This window comes from Chryseobacterium sp. 3008163, from assembly GCF_003669035.1.
GTDB lineage: Bacteria > Bacteroidota > Bacteroidia > Flavobacteriales > Weeksellaceae > Chryseobacterium.
Map to the genome: position 1 here is coordinate 118,718 of NZ_CP033070.1, position 16,694 is coordinate 135,411.

Consider the following 16,694-nt stretch of genomic DNA (forward strand, 5'->3'; position numbering starts at 1 on the left):
ATGACAGACAAATAGATGATAGACTAAAATCTTTTGTCTTAATTTTTATTATGTTTAGTTTATTGATTATTCTGTAGTGAAAGGCGATGCAGGAAGTCCTGTTTTGTTTTTCAAATTTCCGTCGGGATTGTCTGCCCAGTCGTATCTTACTGAAACGGGATTTGAAATGGTGTCGTTCCAGACAATGATTTTATTGCCTTTGATTTTGGCTTTTGCCCATTCGTATTTTCCGTCTTTGCCTTTGATAGCGAAACCTTTCAGCTCTGAAACAGATGCAAAATCATCAGTTCCATTTTTAAAGGAAAGAATAATTTTATTTCCTTCAATTTTCATTAACTGATAAACCGGTCCATCTGCGATGATATTTTTCTTGTCGGCAACTTTTAATGCCTGTAAAGCTAATCTATCACCCACTGTTTTTTTGTTTAAAGGATGAATATCGTTCCACTCTCCTATATCGATAATTACGGCAAGTCCGGTGTTCGGAACTTTCAACGAAACCTGGCGTTGCTGTTCTCTGAGTTCTGCCCAATTACTTTCGATAGGTTGGGTTTTTGGTTCCATAAAATTGGCTAATTGTACTGTGAAAAAAGGCATATCTTTCTGATTCCATTTACTTCGCCAATCCAGAATCATTGTGGTCAGCAAATCGCCATATTCTTTTGGTTTTCCGGTATTGCTTTCACCCTGATACCAAATTGCCCCTTTGATATTATAATTGATAAGCGGATTAATCATTGCATTGTACAATCCGGTTGGTTTCCAACGGATGAAGGTTTGTCCGGGAGCCATTTTTTCCATTTTGGCACCGATTTTATATTTCCATTCGGTTTTTAAATCGATTTTATTTCCGCCAATCTCCAAATAATAAGGTTTGTCGGCGATGAACTGCCCTTTTCCGCTTCCGTTGGAAATTCTTACCGCAATCACATTTTTCCCTTCTTTTAAAATGCCTGCCGGAATATCGTACCAACGCGGCGGATATTCATAAGTTACATTGCCTACTTTTGTTCCGTTGATGTACGTCACATCGGCATCTTTTATTCTTCCTAAATTTAAAAATGCAGCTTTTCCTGCCTGATTTTTAGTTAAATTAATTTCTTTTCTGAACCAAACCGAACCTTCAAAAGAACCTTCTTTATCTTCCCAAGAACCGGGAATATTCATTGTTTTCCAGTCAAAATCGTTTAGGTCGAAATTTTCCCAATGTTGATTTAATCCTATATCGCTTTGGTCGAGTTCTGTGTACCAAGCTTTACTTAACGCCTGTTCGCCAGATTCTGTAGATTTTATCAAATCATCGTTCTGCCATTTTTTGGCTTCGTCCAGATATTCGGGATATTTTTTTAGAGAATTTTCATCCATCCACGCCTGAATCGGAGAACCGCCTAAACTTGCGTGGATAATTCCAATCGCCACTTTATTTTTCTGACTTAATTCTTTTGCGAAAAAGTAAGCAACTCCCGAAAAATTAAGAATCGTTTGTGGATTTGTCGCTTCCCATTTTCCTCCATCAAGCTCAGTCTGAGGTGACTTAAAATTATATTTTTGAGGTACTGTAAAAAATCTGATGTTTTGGTTGTTCGCATTTTTAATTTCGTTAGCATAAAGCGGTGTCAGTCTACGCATCGGCAGTTCCATATTCGATTGTCCGGAAGCGAGCCAGACGTCACCAATGAGAATATCCTTCAATGTGATTTCATTAATGGTCATCGTGTAAGGACCTCCGGCTTTCTGCTCGGGAAGTGTGATTTTCCAGTTTCCGGTTGGGTCGGCGGTAGTTTTATAATTTTTGTTGAGGAATTTCACTTCCACTTTTTCTCCGGCATCAGCCTTTCCCCAGACATTCAGCTTTTGATTTCTCTGCAAAACCATTCCGTCTGAAACCAGTGCCGGAAGTTTGATTTTTGCATTAATAAAAGAAATGCATAATGAGCCTACGAATAAAATTAATATTTTAAAAAAGATTCTGTTTTTCATAGCAAATTTGAATTCTGCAGTTTATTTTTAGTTTTTATCTGGCATTTGGGTCAGCAATCTTACCTCGATGATTTTCGGTGTAAGCGATTTTTCATTTGTGTTAAATTTCACATTAAGAATCTGTTTCCTATTTTCAGATTCCGGAATCGGGATTAATAACGATTGTGGAGAACCGCCCATTTTTCCATCGAAATTTTTAGAAATTGCCTTTATTCCATTGATTTCCACATTCAAAGCTCGGTTATTGTTGGCATCAAAATAAATAAGATAAAGGTATTTTGCATTTTTATCTTTGTTTCTCATCTGATAGCTGAACCAGCCTTTAGCCTCACGGAAATGGCGGTCTTCCATATATCCAGTGTTGGAATCTTTGCTGTCGATGAAATGGTCGGATTCCGGCTGCTGCTCACCCAACTGAATTTTGTCTGTAGTGATGTTGTTTAGTCTTCTGATTTCCTCCTCTTCTTTGGTTTTCTGTTTTTGAATCATTTCAATTTTATCCTGATTCGCCTGTGGAAAATAAATAATGTAGCGCTCTTCCTGAATTTTGTAAAACGGAACCAATTCTAATCCGTTACTGAACTTATTCTGAGGATACAAACCTTTCAATCGGAAAGTCAAATCCTTACCATTCACCGTCTCCAAATGGTTTAAAACCGAATCTGAACTTCCCAAAATGATAGGAATTTCATTCAAAGGAATCTGCGGACCGTGCGCGATATGTCCGCCTCTGCTGTCATTGGCGAAAAGTCCGTCCTGATTTTCTTTTCCATATTTGGCAGCTAAAACGATAGGTCCATATTTGAAAGCAAAATAATCCGAATGGTCAGGAAGCTGCTTTGCGGAAAGATGCATCGGCATTTTCATTTCGATAACATCTCCTTTTTTCCATTTTCTTTTGATGGTAAAATAACCTTCAGTATCAACCGGAACATTCATATTTTTATCATTCACTGAAATAGTAATTTCAGAAGCAGTTGCCCATTCCGGTGCTCTTAATTTTAAATATATATTTGATTTTGGAGCGACATCAAAAATTAGTTTTGTCGATGGATTTTCGGGGAAATTGTTTTCCTGTCTCAGAACTAGTTTCTTTTCAGACCATTTTAAAATGGAAGGAATAAATAGATTTACATACAAATCTTCATCAGAATAGGCGTAAATCATTTCACCATACTTGGCGTGATTTTCCATTCCCGAACCTACACAACACCAAAAGCTGGTTTCTGGCTGAGAATAAACTCTGTAATGACCGGGACGCATTGGTGTGAAATAGACAAAACCGCCTTTTTCGGGATTTTGTGTTGAAAGAATATGATTGTACAAAGCTTTTTCGTAATAATCTACATACGACGATTTTGGATTCGTCGCATACAATTCTTTGGAAAGTTTCAGCATATTATACGTATTGCAGGTTTCGGGACCTTCGATACTTTTAATCATTCCGCTGAAATCATTAATGGGATTAAAATGCTCGCTCACACTGTTTCCTCCGATAATCGCTGATCTTTTTTGAGTGACATTCGTCCAGAAAAAATCGGCAGCATTGCTCCATTCTGTATTATTTTCTAAATCTGCAATTCTTTTGAAACCAATCACTTTCGGGATCTGTGTATTGGCGTGGATTCCTGTGAGTTTATCTTCCTGAATCAATAACGGATTTAAAATGGCAAGATGAGAAAAACGACGGGCAAGCTTTAGATATTTCGGATTTTTTGTGATGTCGTAAACATCGGCAAAAACTTCATTCAGACCGCCGTGTTCGCTGCGCAACATATCCTGAATCTGCGTATCGGAAAGTCCGGAAACTTCATCAGCCATCCAATCCGTAAGTTTTATCAGCATTTTCTTCGCTTTTTCGCTGTCGGCATACCAATAAGCATCGCGTAAACCTGAATATATTTTGTGAATATTATATAAAGGAACCCAGCGGTCATTCAAACCGAAAGTTGCAGCACGGATATTTCCATCAGCAATTTCTTTCCAGATTTTTTTACCGTTCGGAACTCCTGAAAGGTAGCCGTTTCCTGAAAGATTCTGACAACGCTCCAATTCATCAATCATATAATCCAGACGTTGCTTGATTTTTGCATCGCCTGTTGAAGCGTACATCAATGCCAAAGCCGAAACGTAATGACCGCCGATATGACCATCCAATCCTGTATTTTCCCAATTGGGATAGTTTTCTTTTTTAGGTTTCAGTCCTGCCTCTTTTAAATAAGGTGCAAGAAGACGATCGACATCCATAGAGAGGATATATTTCTCATCGGTCTGCATTGCCTTACTGAAAACACTTTCGGACAAATGAACCTTATTGAGCGGAAAGTAGCTAACATTTTTCTTTACCTGCCCAAAAGCAAGCGAAGTAAAGCCTAAAAATAATATCAGTGATTTTTTGTTCATTAATAAATGTTATTTCTACATTTCTAAAATAGCGGAAAGTATTCATATATAAAAGAATTTTAGAATTGCTCGGGATTAAATCTGATTTGGAGTTTCAAAAATATAAGGTAAAAAGCCTACCTTATCATAAAAAAAAAGATAATCCAAATTATAGGTTATCAAGCTTCTATATTCAAAACGCTGTGACCAAAATAATTACGATTCGTTTGAAAAAGGGTTTTATTTTTTAATTCGATGCCTTATCGTAATTGGTGATTATTTAACTTTAGCCAAAAATTTAATTGAATTAATGAATTTTAACATTATTTTAACATTCCATTTACATTAGATTCACAGCATTTACAGAAAATTTAGCAAAATATTTGAGAAAATCTTTACCGAAAAAGCTTCGTCTGACACGATTTTTTAGATTGTTGAATTTTAAACGAGAATATAAAGTGTTGTAATTACATTTAATGAATGGTAATCATTTAATGTTGCAACAAAAATCTTAACTTTGCACAAAATCATTTTTGATGAAAGAGAATTATCCTAAACATTTTGTCGCAGTAGACTGTATTATTTTCGGTTTTGATGGAGAAAATCTTAAAATTCTCTTGATTAAAAGAAATTTTGAACCCAATAGAGGAGATTGGTCATTGATGGGTGGATTTATTAATGAACAGGAAAGTTCTGATCAGGCGGCCAATCGTATTCTAAATGCGCTAACAGGTCTGGAAAACATCTATCTCGAACAATTGAATACCTACACCGCAGTTGATCGGGATCCCAGTGCTAGAATTATGTCGATATCACATTATGCATTGATTAACATTCAGGATTCTATTCAAATCAATGAGAAGTATAGTGCCAAATGGTTTGATTTAAAAGGTCACCCGGATTTGATTTTTGATCACAATGCAATGGTAAAAGACGCTGTCCTGAGACTTAGAAGAAGAGCAACCACACGACCAATCGGTTTTGAGCTACTTCCCGAGAAGTTTACGATGAAAGATCTGCAGAATCTTTACGAAGCTATTTTTGATGAAAAATATGACAAACGGAATTTCACAAGCAAAATCAATGCACTGGATGTCTTGGTAAATACGAACGAGAAAGATATGAGTTCTTCCAAAAAAGGTTCTTTTCTCTATACTTTCGATGAGGAAAAATACAACAAAAAAATCGCTGAAGGTTTTATGTTTAAAATTTAAGATTAGAAACTTCCGGTAAATTTCACTTTAATTCCAAGCTGAAAATTAGCAATAGTCTTGAAAATTTCGATTAAAGTTACTTGTTCTATTTTGGTGAGCTTGCTGATTTCTATATAATTATCAGGATTCTTTTTATCAATATTAATTTGATTTGCCTGATTTTTTAAGCGGAGCGCCATCAGATAATAATAAGACTGATGCATTTCATTATACTGCTGCTGCGTGAAAATCCCAATTTCCGTCAGTTTTTTCATTCTTTCGCCTGTATTTTCCATTTCCAGATGATTTTTCAATGCGTAGACACGAACCAAATCCACAATTGGCGACATCGCCGTTTTGATATCAAAAACTTCTGATTTTCCAATGGTTTGTGTTTTTATTCTTTTAAAAAAAGTCAAAGGCGGTTCATATTGAAGTGCATTTTTTGCAATATGTGCAAAGAAAATTTGATTGGGCGAAAAGAGTTTTTCTTTGATAAAAGTTTTCAGTTCACTCACAATATTTTCATCACCATAAATAAAACGGAAATCAAAAAATGTGGAAAATTTCATTGCGTTTTCCGGCACAGATTCTTCAATCCATTGGGTATAATTTCGTTTCCAGTGTGAAAGGGAATGCGTCCATTTTGGATTGCTTGCCATAAAACCGCCTTTACAGTATTCAAAACCAATCATATTGAGATCGTCTGAAACTTTTTTGGCAAAATCCAGAAAATATTCCCGCACCATTTCCCGATGCTCATTGGCTTTGTCTTCGTAAATGATTCCGTTATCCTGGTCGGTACTCAGCGTCTGCTCTTTTCTTCCCTCACTTCCAGTGACAATGAAGGCAAATTTCGCAGGCGGTTTTCCTATTTCCTTAATGACTTTTTCTATTACTTTTCCGGTTATCGTATCGGCAATCGTGGTGATGACCTGACTGGCAATTTCGCCGTGCACTCCCCTTCCTAAAAGTTGATTGATAATATCCGGAACCTGTTTCCATTTTTTGCGGAGCTCTTCGGTGTTTTCTGCCTGCTTTACCGACTGGATAAACACGAGCGGACTTTGCGCCTGCTCGCTCAGCAAACGGTTTCTGTTCAGAAAACCAACATATTCTTCTTTATTTTTCACCAAAAGATACCTTGATTTGGTTTTGAACATCATCAGAACCGCTTCATACAAATAGGCATTGCTGGAGATACTGACAATCGGATTATCCATTACTTCTGAAATGGCTATTCTTGAATCCAGACAACGGGCGATGACATTATCCCTTAAAGTAATATCTGTTGCATAGCCAATAATCTCGTCACTCCCCGATTTTTGATAAAAATACAGCTCACTTTATTGGCTGCCATCATTTTAGCAGCTTCAAAAACAGGCGTATTTTCCTCGCACGAAACGATGCTTTTGTATGCAATTCCTTCAATTTTCCTGGAATACAACTGGTCGGCTGCGAAATAACTTTCCTCGAAAGTGGCAGGTGTTTTTACAAAATGAGAAAACTCTTCATCCAGCATTTTTTTACCAAAATCTGAAGTGAAATAGTGGAAAAAATCTTCGTAAGCATTGCATAATTCGTAAAATTCCTTTCTGGGTAAGGTGTAAACCACAGTTCCTTTTTTGGCTATGGCAGATTTCAATGCGCGAACCCTATTCAGAATAATGGAAATTCCGCCAAAACAATAAGGTTTATGATGTTTGGTAATTGCTCTTTTGTTTTCTGAAGCGTCGAAAAAGAAAGTTTCATACTCGCCGGATTCTATAATACTTACGCCGGTCATCTCGGTCACATCCTGACGATAAATAAGGGTATCTTTGGAAAACTCTGTTTTGGTAAGGGTTTCTGAGATTTCGGCAAGAACCGTTTCAGGTAAAAGATGAAAAGGCTCTGTTATTTTTAATAACGAAATAACTTTTTCCTGCATAATCATTATTTCATTTTATTTGTTAAAAATTTCAATTTAGATTGGATTTCATGATGTATTTTCTGAAATTCATCTTCCGATATTTCTCCACGGGAACGGATTTCAAAGAAACATTTTGCCGTCATTTCCGCATCAATCATAGCATTGTGAGAGCGTTCCATTTTTTCATTGAAAAGAAATTCAAAAAGCTGGTTCAAACGAAGACAAATGACGTTTGGATTCAAATTATAGTCATTGCTTTTAAGCATTGTACAGTAAAAATGACTTTGCTGAAAAGGATTTCTTAAAGCCGACCTGTAAAAATCACAGCTCAGCGTACCAATATCAAACTCAATAAAATGTCCGATAATGAGCGGTTGATATTTTTGAATATCTTTCGAAAGTTTTTCTAAAATTAATTTTCGGTTTTGTCCGTTTTTGCTTAAAAATTCTTTGGTAATTCCGTGTATTTTGAATGATTTGACGCTAATTTTTAAATCGTCAACATCAATGTAGCAATTTTCTCTTTTAATCTCGACCCCGTTTTCATCATAAACAATCCATGAAACCTGAACTGCTGAAGACCAATTTTCGGTTTCAGAATAAGGTAAATCCCAGCGTTTTGGGATGCCTGTGGTTTCGGTGTCGATAAAAATGAGATGTTTTTTCAAAGGTTTTGTTTAATAATTTTTAAAATCATTCAAGAATGAATTAATCTTTTTTTCCAATCCAACCCAAATGAGTATGCTTAAAATCATCATTGAATTTCAGTCCGTAACCAAAAATCCTATCCATTGATGAATGAGCAAATAGAATGATACCCATCAATGAGAATAGATGATTATTTAACCAGAAACCCAACACAAAAATGAAAACTGCAACCAACTTATGATGGAAAAAATTATAGAGTCCTGCACCAATCTTAGGATTTACCAGATAACCAATCATTGATAAATCAGGCAGCAGAAGACAGGCAGGGAAAACCCACCACGCATATTCTAACCGACTGAAAAGAAATATTGAGAGAAGAAATTGTCCAAGTTCCTCAAGAGTTAAAATATTTTTCATTGACTTTATCATATTCGTTGATTTTTATTACCATACAAAAGTCTAAAACTTAAAATCAATATCTCTTGACAAAAATCAAGAATTTTCAGTTTGTCGTCTTCTTATTCTGCTGAATGTTTCAGGCGTCATTCCTAACACCGAAGCAATATATTGCAAAGGAACCTGATTAAACAATGCTTTGTTCTGCCCAAAATACAAAGCATATCTTTCCTCCGCCGTCATTGATAGATGAGAAAAAATTCTGTCCTCAATCATTGCAAAACATTTGATAATAAACTTTTTCTCAATTTCATTCCATTTAGGAAATTCTTTACAAAGTTGATGATAGTCCTTTTTGGTAATCGTTAATAATTCGACATCCGTAAAAGCCTGTATTGTCCAGCGATTAAGCTGATTAAAAAAGAAACCCCTGATTTCTGTCATCAAAAAATTTTCGGTAGAAAGCCATTGGGTAATTTCCTTTCCTCCCTCAGACAAAGCATACACCCGTAAGATTCCTGATTTTACAATGCTTAATCTATCGCAAATCTCGTCAGATTTTGTAAAGAAATCATTTTTATTGAGTTTTTCTTCGTGAAAATATGAATAAATTAAAGCCAATTCCTGATGAGTAAGCTGTCCAAAATTTTCTTGCATCAATTTATTGAAATCTTCCATCGTATCATTTATTATCTCCCACAACTAATTTAGAGAAATTTGTCCGATTATAACACTTAGCTATTTGTTTTAAACAAAAATAGGATGCCAATAATGACATCCTATTTTTAATTTATTTTAAAATTACCAGAATCTCACATAAAGTGCGGTCAGTAAAAGAACCGTCACTACAATCATAACCAAAGTTCTGTTATCTACTTTGAACATTGTTGCATCTATTGCGAAAGCTTTCGGATTTACTTTCGGGCCCGCCAAACTTATCAGCACCATTACGGCAACAGTGATAAAGAATGACCAACCCATATTAATGAGGAACGGAATTTCTGTAATCGTATGAACTACTCCATTTTCTAATTTTTCATACGTGAAAGCGGTGTATAACCAAGTTTCTTTCCCGAAAATATCTACTGCAAAACTGTTGAAGAAAATCGCAAGTAAAAACCCAAGAAGAACGCCGACTAAAGCTGCAGTTCCCGTAGTTCTCTTCCAGAACATCCCCAAAAGAAACATCGCAAAAACACCAGGACTGATAAATCCTGTATATTTCTGAATAAATGTGAAACCTCCTTCTCCTCCAATTCCCAAAACATCTGTCCACGTAAACGCTAAAGCAACGGCCATTGCAATAATAATTGCCCATCTTCCGGTTCTTACCATTTCAATTTCGGTTGCATCTGCTTTCAGGTATTTTTTATAAATATCCAAAGTGAAAATCGTCGAAATACTGTTTACTTTTCCAGCCAACGAAGCCACAATTGCTGCCGTCAAAGCTGCTACTGCAAGACCTTTAAGACCAGAAGGCAAAAACCCTAAAATAGCTGAATATGCACCGTCTTTTACCCCATTGAAACCTGGCAAATGTCCTTTTGTATATAAAACATAAGCAGCAATTCCCGGAAGCATGACGATAATCGGCATAAATAATTTCAAAAATCCTGCGAATAAAATTCCTGTTCTTGCTGTTTTCAAATCTGCTCCCAAAGCACGTTGTGTGATGTACTGGTTGCATCCCCAATAATTCAGGTTTACAATCCACTGACCTGCAAAATACATTGCCAATCCTGGCAAAACTACATATTTCTGAACACTCAGATTTTCCGGCATTGCTAAAGTTGTGGTTGTAACTGTCGGCTTATCAAGCATTAATTTAAAATGTTGTGGTGCCTCTTTCATCAATGTCTGGAAACCTGCAAAAGCATTTCCTACAGCCGCACCGTTGATTCTCTGGTCAACAATCTGAAGTGCCATATAAACCGTGGCAAAACCTCCGATAATCAAAACAGCTACTTGAATCACATCGGTATATCCGATTACTTTCATTCCGCCCAAACCAATCAATAAGGCCATTAAAAGCAATCCGATCATAATGATGTGAAGGTTGTCTCCGCCCAATAAAGTATCGATAGCCAAAGCTCCGAGGTAAAGAATTGAAGTTAAATTCACTATGACATAAAGGAACAACCAGAAAACTGCCATAATCAGTGAAACCGATTTGTTGTAACGCCTTTCAAGAAACTGAGGCATCGTATAAATCTTGTTTTTAAGATAAATCGGAATGAACCAAACTGCAATGATAATCAATGCAATTGCTGCAATCCATTCGTAAGCTGCAACGGCAATTCCTACGAAAAATCCTTCACCACTCATCCCGATGAACTGTTCGGCAGAAATATTGGACGCAATCAAACTGGCACCAATCGCCCACCAAGTAAGTGAACCTTCGGCAAGAAAATAATCTTTACTGCCTGTAGATGCGGATTTTTTTCTATTATAAATCCAAATTCCATATCCGGCTACCACCACAAAATAAACAAGAAATATGATGATATCAATAGTTGCTAAGTTTCCCATACTTTATTTTTTAACTGAGAATTTATAAATCGTTTTTGATTGATATTTTTGTCCCGGCTTCAATTCAGTTGAAGGGAAAGAAGCTTGATTTGGAGAATCCGGGAAATGCTGGGTTTCAAGACAGAAACCTGTTCTGAATTCATTTTTTCCACCACTTTTTGTTTCGAATTTTCCGTCCAAGAAATTTCCAGAATAGAACTGAACGCCCGGTTCGTCTGTCAAAACTTCCATCACTCTTCCTGATGCAGGATGATATACTTTGGCAATACTTCTCAGTCCGCTTCCGTTCAGAATCCAGTTGTGGTCGTAGCCTTTCCCTTTTTTCAATTGGTCGTCATCAGCATTGATGTCTTTTCCAATTGGTTTTGAAATACTAAAATCAAACGGACTTCCTTTTACCGATTTCTGTTCGCCAGTCGGAATCAATGTTTCATTTACAGGTAAGAATTGATCTGCATTGATTTGCAATTCGTGATCTGTAATGGTTTTCTTGAAATCTCCTGAAAGATTGAAATATGAGTGTTGTGTAAGATTCACAACCGTTGCTTTATCCGTCGTAGCTTCGTAAGAAATTTCCAAGGCATCTTCGTCTGTCAAAGCATATAAAACAGTTGTTGTAAGTTTTCCGGGATAACCTTCTTCGCCGTCTTCACTTGTGTACGTCAGTTTCAACGTTGGAAATTTAGCATCTTTTACAGGTTCAATATTCCAGAATTTGGTATGAAAACCTTCCTTTCCACCGTGAAGACTATTGGGTCCGTCATTTTTGTTGATGTCGTAGGTTTTGCCTTCCAAAGTGAATTTTGCATTGGCGATCCTGTTTCCGTAACGTCCAATCAAAGCTCCGAAATAGTATGGATTTCCGTTGAAATAATCTTCAGGTTTTGTAAAGCCTAAAACGACATCTTCATATTTTCCGTTTTTGTCGGGAGCTGTGAGTGAGGTGATAATTCCGCCAAAATTGATGACTTCCATCTTCATTCCGTTCTTGTTGGTTAAGGTATATTTTTTAATGGAATCGCCCTTTGCCGTCACTCCGTAATCTGAAACCTGTATGTTTTCCATTTGTTCTGAATCCGTTTTTTGATGAGTTTCTTTTTTATTGCATCCGAAAATACATAAAAGTGCAATAATAATCAGGTTATAACTTATTTTTTCATAGTCTGAATGATTTTGCAAGATTAACGATAATAAATTTCATTCCAGCGAAGGGTATTCTTAAAATCACGGATTTTCGTGTTTTCATCGATAATAAGAGATTCAATTCCTGCAATTTCCGCAAAATCTTCCAGCTGCTCCGCACTGATGTTTTCACTGTAGCACGTGTGATGCGCTCCACCAGCCAAAATCCAAGCTTCTGCCGCTGTGTACAAATCCGGAAGCGGCTTCCAAAGGACTCTCGCAACAGGAAGTTTTGGTAATTCTTCGGTAATTTCCAACGCTTTTGTTTTATTAATTAAAAGCCTGAAATGATTTCCGAAATCCATCAAAGCGGCGTTTAGAGAGTCAATATTTCCTCTTGAATTGAAAACCAAACGAACAGGGTCGGCTTTTCCACCAATTCCCAACGGATGGATTTCGCAAGATGGTTTATCAACCGCCAAAACAGGGTCGACTTCCAACATATGAGAACCCAAAACCGAAGGATTTGAAGGATTTAAATGATAGGTGTAATCTTCCATAAATGCATTTCCGCCTTCCAGACCTTGTCCCATTGTTTTCATTGCACGAACCAAAGCTGCTGTTTTCCAATCACCTTCTCCGGCAAATCCATATCCTTTTTCCATTAATCTTTGAACGGCAATTCCGGGAAGTTGTTCCAAACCGTGAAGGTCTTCAAAAGTATCTGAGAAGCCTTTGAAATTACCTTCTTTCAGAAATTTTTCTAAACCTAATTCTATTCTGGCCGCTGCTTCCAGAGATTTTCTGTTGCTTCCGCCTGAAAGAAGAGATTCCGCCATTTTGTAAGACGCTTCGTATTCTTCCATCAAAGTTTTGATTTCGCCATCACCAATAGAATTGACAACACTTACCAAATCCCCGATTCCCCAAGTATTTACTGAAAATCCAAATTTGGTTTCTGCTTCTACTTTGTCACCATCGGTTACGGCAACATATCTCATATTATCGCCAAAACGGGCAAATTTTGCACCCTGCCAATCATCCCAGCCCGCTGCAACACGAGACCAATCTCCGATTTGTTTCTGAACTCTTTCATCTGCCCAATGTCCTACAACCACTTTTCTGTTTTTTCGGAGACGGCTTACCATAAACCCGAATTCACGGTCGCCGTGAGCTGCCTGATTCAGGTTCATAAAATCCATATCCATAGTAGCCCACGGAATATCCTGATTGAACTGTGTATGAAGATGCAACATTGGTTTTTGCAAAGCAGTCAATCCACGAATCCACATTTTTGCAGGAGAAAACGTGTGCATCCAGGTTACAATACCGATACAGTCTTTTGCAAAATTAGCGGCTGTAAGCGTTTGAAAAATTTCTTCCGTAGTTTTTACGGTTGGTCTTAAAACAACTTTTACCGGAATTGATGAAGAAATATTAAGTGCTTCTACGATTTTTCTTGAATGTTCCGCAACCTGAGCTAAGGTTTCAGGTCCGTATAAATGCTGGCTTCCGGTAATGAACCAGATTTCTTTTGTATTGAGAGGTGTTAACATATATTGAAATGATAAATGATAAATGATAAATGATAATTGATAATTAATGTTTTTTATTTTATAATTAAACCTTCAAGGTTTTAAAAACCTTGAAGGTTTGTTTACCGCGAAAAGTCTTTACTGTCCGTAATAGGCATTTTTGCCGTGTTTTCGTTCGTAATGTTTTTTGATAAGCGAATCTTTCAAACGTGGCGCATTTGGGTTGATTTGTCTTGTGCGATATGCAATTTCTGCAATCGTTTCGAGAACTTTGCTGTTGTAAACAGCTTTGTCCGCATTTTTTCCCCAAGTAAACGGTCCGTGATTTCCGATGAGAACCATTTCGACTTCTTCGTAAGACAGTTCTTTTTCTTTGAAGCAATCCAAAATCTGAATTCCGGTATTGTATTCGTAATTTCCTTCGATTAAATCATCACGCATTGGCGGTGCACACGGAATATCTGTCGTTAAATGGTCGGCGTGAGTAGTTCCGAAAATAGGAATGTCCATTTGTGCCTGAGCCCAAGCTACGGAATAAATGGCGTGGGTATGGGAAATTCCGCCAATGTTTTCCCAGTTTTTGTAAAGGTAAGCGTGGGTTTTGGTGTCGGATGACGGTCTTAAGTTTCCTTCTACCACATTGGCATCATAATCTAAAATCACAATGTCTTCAGGTTTTAAAAGTTCGTAAGGAACGCCGCTTGGTTTGATGGCAAAAATGCCTTTTTCACGGTCGACAGCACTTACGTTTCCGAATGTGTAAACGACAAGCTTCAAGGCATCCAACTGCATATTGGCTTCGTAACATTCTCTCTGGAGTTCTTTATAGATGCTCATTTTATTATATTTTTTAACGCAAAAGGAGCGCAAAGTTTTTTATTTATTTTTTAAAGTTTCTTTTGTCATTCCGTTGGTTATATTCTTCTCTTGTTTTATGCTGAGTCTGCAGCACGGCTTGAGCGGAAATCCTTTTTTGTATTGGCAAAAGCGTTGGCAAAAAAGATTGGGAGCGGAAGACGGATAAAGCTGCCATAAAAATTTTAATCGTTAGTTTTTGTACTATAATCTATTTAACAGGTCGCCTCTACGAGGCTTGATGTGTATGGACAATTATATTTGGCTATTAACAGTGCGCTCCTACGAAGCTATCAAATCCTAGTTAAAATTTCTATCAACTATAAACTGTCAACTTTCAACTTCTTTTTCGATTTGATATTGTTTTCCGTGAAGTCGGCTAGAATTTGATATTGACTCATTAATTCTGCATATTTTTCTACGTGTTCTGCTTGCGGGAAATATTCGGCTTCGAAATCGGAACCCATTTTCTGGCTTCCTTCCTGTACATTTGGGTAAATTCCGGCTGAAACTGCGGCATAAACCGCTGCTCCTAAAGCCGGAGCCTGGTCTGACGCTGCCACTACAATCGGCATATTCAGGACGTTTGCCAAAGTCTGCATAATGAATGGTGATTTTCTGGCAACACCGCCGATTCCGATGACTTTTTCTATTTTCACGCCTTCGTCTTCGAAACGGTCAACGATTTTTTTGGAACCGAAACAAATCGCATTCACCAATGCTTTGAAAATATGCGGTGCTTTTGTACCTAAAGAAAGGTTGCTGATAGCAGCTTTCAGTTCCTGATTGGCATCGGGCGTTCTTCGTCCATTCACCCAATCCAAGGCGATAGGAACGGTTTCGGAAAGAGGAATTTTTTCGGCTTCCAAAGTGAGATTTCGGATGAGATTGTTCTCTATTTCTTCTTTTAAAAGTTGTTTTTGATTTTCATCGATGATATTAGAATTCATCAATATGCTTTGCGTTGGCCACATCAGAATGTCTTTGTACCAGGCCAACAAATCACCAAACGCAGACTGACCCGCTTCCAAACCAATCAATCCGGGAATAACCGAACCATCAACCTGTCCACAAATTCCTTTCACGGTTTTATCTCCGATAATTTCATTGGGTGCGACCATAATATCGCAGGTTGAAGTTCCCATGATTCGGATGAGTGTGTTCTCATCGACTTTTGCGCCGACTGCTCCGGAATGTGCGTCGAAAGTTCCGACTGCAATTACCGTATTGGTTGTCAGTCCGAGTTTTGTTGCCCATTCTTGATTTAAATTTCCTGCAACCTCGTCTGAGGTGTAGGTTTTATCGTAAAGTCTATCACGAAGTTCGGCTAAAGACGGGTCTAACTGACCAAGGAAATCCTTTGAAGGAAGTCCGCCCCACGATTCGTGCCACATTGCTTTGTGACCCGCTGCACAACGGCTTCTTTTGAAAGTTGCCAAATCCTGAGTGTCGGAAAGGAGAAAAGTAATATAATCGCAATGCTCCATCCAACTGTAAGACGCATTTTTTACATTGTCATCAACTCTATTGATGTGAAGAATTTTTGCCCAAAACCATTCGGAAGAATAGATTCCTCCTTCAAATTTGGTGTAATCCTCGCCGCCCCAATTTCTTGCAAGTCGGTTGATTTGTTCTGCTTCATCAATTGATGTATGGTCTTTCCACAACACCATCATCGCATTGGGATTTTGTTCGAAACCAGGTGTTAAAGCTAATGCAATTCCATTTTTATTTACCGGAAGCGGTGATGAACCCGTGGTATCGATACAAATGCTGACAATACTTTCAGGAGCTACTCCACTTTCTTTGACAACATCGGAAATGGTTTTTTCCAAGCCTTCGATATGGTCAAGCGGATGCTGACGGAATTGATTTTGCTCCGGCTGACAGAATTTTCCATCTTTCCATCTTTGGTAGTAGCTTACGGATGTTGCGAGCTCGGCTCCGTTTTCTGTATCAATCAGGACTGCACGAACGGAATCTGTTCCATAATCTAATCCGATAACGTATTTTTTCATTTTTAACGATGAATTAAATTTTAATAATTGTTTTGTTTTGATAGACCCTTCGACAAGCTCAGGGTGACAACTCTAATACTAAATGTATAAGCTTTAAAAAATCCTTATATATATGTTTAAGAGA

General features: G+C 37.4%; 13 protein-coding genes. 1 reads left to right on the top strand and 12 read right to left on the bottom strand.

What is annotated here, in order from left to right:
• Positions 1-66: 66 nt before the first annotated feature.
• Entirely contained in the window at positions 67-1,980 is a 1,914-nt protein-coding gene (locus EAG08_RS00505) for a sialate O-acetylesterase (RefSeq protein ID WP_129533767.1), read from the bottom strand.
• A gap of 27 nt (positions 1,981-2,007) precedes the next feature.
• On the bottom strand, positions 2,008-4,383 hold the full coding sequence (locus tag EAG08_RS00510; protein WP_129533768.1) for a glycoside hydrolase family 127 protein: 2,376 nt from the start codon (positions 4,381-4,383) through the stop codon (positions 2,008-2,010).
• A 515-nt stretch (positions 4,384-4,898) separates the two neighbouring features.
• Here EAG08_RS00510 and EAG08_RS00515 point away from each other — a divergent pair.
• Positions 4,899-5,576 carry an NUDIX hydrolase gene (locus EAG08_RS00515; protein WP_129533769.1) on the top strand — a complete coding sequence of 226 codons (678 nt, stop codon included), beginning with the start codon at positions 4,899-4,901 and terminating at the stop codon, positions 5,574-5,576.
• Between the two features lie 2 nt (positions 5,577-5,578).
• Here the strand turns inward: EAG08_RS00515 and EAG08_RS21595 are convergent, their stop codons facing one another.
• The 10 genes from EAG08_RS21595 to EAG08_RS00560 all read right to left on the bottom strand — a co-directional run bounded on the left by EAG08_RS21595 (position 5,579) and on the right by EAG08_RS00560 (position 16,570).
• On the bottom strand, positions 5,579-6,778 hold the full coding sequence (locus EAG08_RS21595) for a DUF294 nucleotidyltransferase-like domain-containing protein (RefSeq protein ID WP_228446690.1): 1,200 nt from the start codon (positions 6,776-6,778) through the stop codon (positions 5,579-5,581).
• 53 nt (positions 6,779-6,831) lie between these two features.
• Positions 6,832-7,485 (bottom strand): cyclic nucleotide-binding domain-containing protein, encoded by a 654-nt coding sequence (locus tag EAG08_RS21600; protein ID WP_228446691.1) that lies wholly within the window; start codon positions 7,483-7,485, stop codon positions 6,832-6,834.
• Positions 7,486-7,490: 5 nt separating this feature from the next.
• A complete protein-coding gene (locus EAG08_RS00525) occupies positions 7,491-8,135 on the bottom strand; it encodes a 3'-5' exonuclease (protein ID WP_129533770.1) in 645 nt (214 codons plus the stop codon).
• A 40-nt stretch (positions 8,136-8,175) separates the two neighbouring features.
• Positions 8,176-8,544, bottom strand: coding sequence for a DUF4260 domain-containing protein (locus EAG08_RS00530; RefSeq protein ID WP_228446692.1), 369 nt, complete (start codon positions 8,542-8,544; stop codon positions 8,176-8,178).
• Positions 8,545-8,607: 63 nt separating this feature from the next.
• A complete protein-coding gene (locus tag EAG08_RS00535; protein ID WP_129533772.1) occupies positions 8,608-9,189 on the bottom strand; it encodes a Crp/Fnr family transcriptional regulator in 582 nt (193 codons plus the stop codon).
• Between the two features lie 123 nt (positions 9,190-9,312).
• Positions 9,313-11,040 (bottom strand): sodium:solute symporter family transporter, encoded by a 1,728-nt coding sequence (locus EAG08_RS00540; protein ID WP_129533773.1) that lies wholly within the window; start codon positions 11,038-11,040, stop codon positions 9,313-9,315.
• Positions 11,041-11,043: 3 nt separating this feature from the next.
• On the bottom strand, positions 11,044-12,105 hold the full coding sequence (locus EAG08_RS00545) for an aldose epimerase family protein (protein ID WP_228446693.1): 1,062 nt from the start codon (positions 12,103-12,105) through the stop codon (positions 11,044-11,046).
• 116 nt (positions 12,106-12,221) lie between these two features.
• Positions 12,222-13,718, bottom strand: coding sequence for an L-arabinose isomerase (gene araA / locus EAG08_RS00550; RefSeq protein ID WP_129533775.1), 1,497 nt, complete (start codon positions 13,716-13,718; stop codon positions 12,222-12,224).
• A gap of 117 nt (positions 13,719-13,835) precedes the next feature.
• Positions 13,836-14,534, bottom strand: a complete 699-nt coding sequence (locus tag EAG08_RS00555) for an L-ribulose-5-phosphate 4-epimerase (RefSeq protein WP_129533776.1) — start codon at positions 14,532-14,534, stop codon at positions 13,836-13,838.
• A gap of 338 nt (positions 14,535-14,872) precedes the next feature.
• Positions 14,873-16,570: a ribulokinase gene (locus EAG08_RS00560; RefSeq protein ID WP_129533777.1), complete on the bottom strand. Its 1,698-nt coding sequence runs from the start codon at positions 16,568-16,570 to the stop codon at positions 14,873-14,875.
• Positions 16,571-16,694: the final 124 nt, after the last annotated feature.

Bases quoted from the DNA above. Each gene is read 5' to 3' on its own strand.
- EAG08_RS00505 (WP_129533767.1), bottom strand. From the start codon at position 1,980: ATGAAAAACAGAATCTTTTTTAAAATATTAATTTTATTCGTAGGCTCA.
- EAG08_RS00510 (WP_129533768.1), bottom strand. From the start codon at position 4,383: ATGAACAAAAAATCACTGATATTATTTTTAGGCTTTACTTCGCTTGCT.
- EAG08_RS00515 (WP_129533769.1), top strand. From the start codon at position 4,899: ATGAAAGAGAATTATCCTAAACATTTTGTCGCAGTAGACTGTATTATT.
- EAG08_RS21595 (WP_228446690.1), bottom strand. From the start codon at position 6,778: ATGGATAATCCGATTGTCAGTATCTCCAGCAATGCCTATTTGTATGAA.
- EAG08_RS21600 (WP_228446691.1), bottom strand. From the start codon at position 7,485: ATGCAGGAAAAAGTTATTTCGTTATTAAAAATAACAGAGCCTTTTCAT.
- EAG08_RS00530 (WP_228446692.1), bottom strand. From the start codon at position 8,544: ATGATAAAGTCAATGAAAAATATTTTAACTCTTGAGGAACTTGGACAA.
- EAG08_RS00535 (WP_129533772.1), bottom strand. From the start codon at position 9,189: ATGGAAGATTTCAATAAATTGATGCAAGAAAATTTTGGACAGCTTACT.
- EAG08_RS00540 (WP_129533773.1), bottom strand. From the start codon at position 11,040: ATGGGAAACTTAGCAACTATTGATATCATCATATTTCTTGTTTATTTT.
- EAG08_RS00545 (WP_228446693.1), bottom strand. From the start codon at position 12,105: ATGGAAAACATACAGGTTTCAGATTACGGAGTGACGGCAAAGGGCGAT.
- araA (WP_129533775.1), bottom strand. From the start codon at position 13,718: ATGTTAACACCTCTCAATACAAAAGAAATCTGGTTCATTACCGGAAGC.
- EAG08_RS00555 (WP_129533776.1), bottom strand. From the start codon at position 14,534: ATGAGCATCTATAAAGAACTCCAGAGAGAATGTTACGAAGCCAATATG.
- EAG08_RS00560 (WP_129533777.1), bottom strand. From the start codon at position 16,570: ATGAAAAAATACGTTATCGGATTAGATTATGGAACAGATTCCGTTCGT.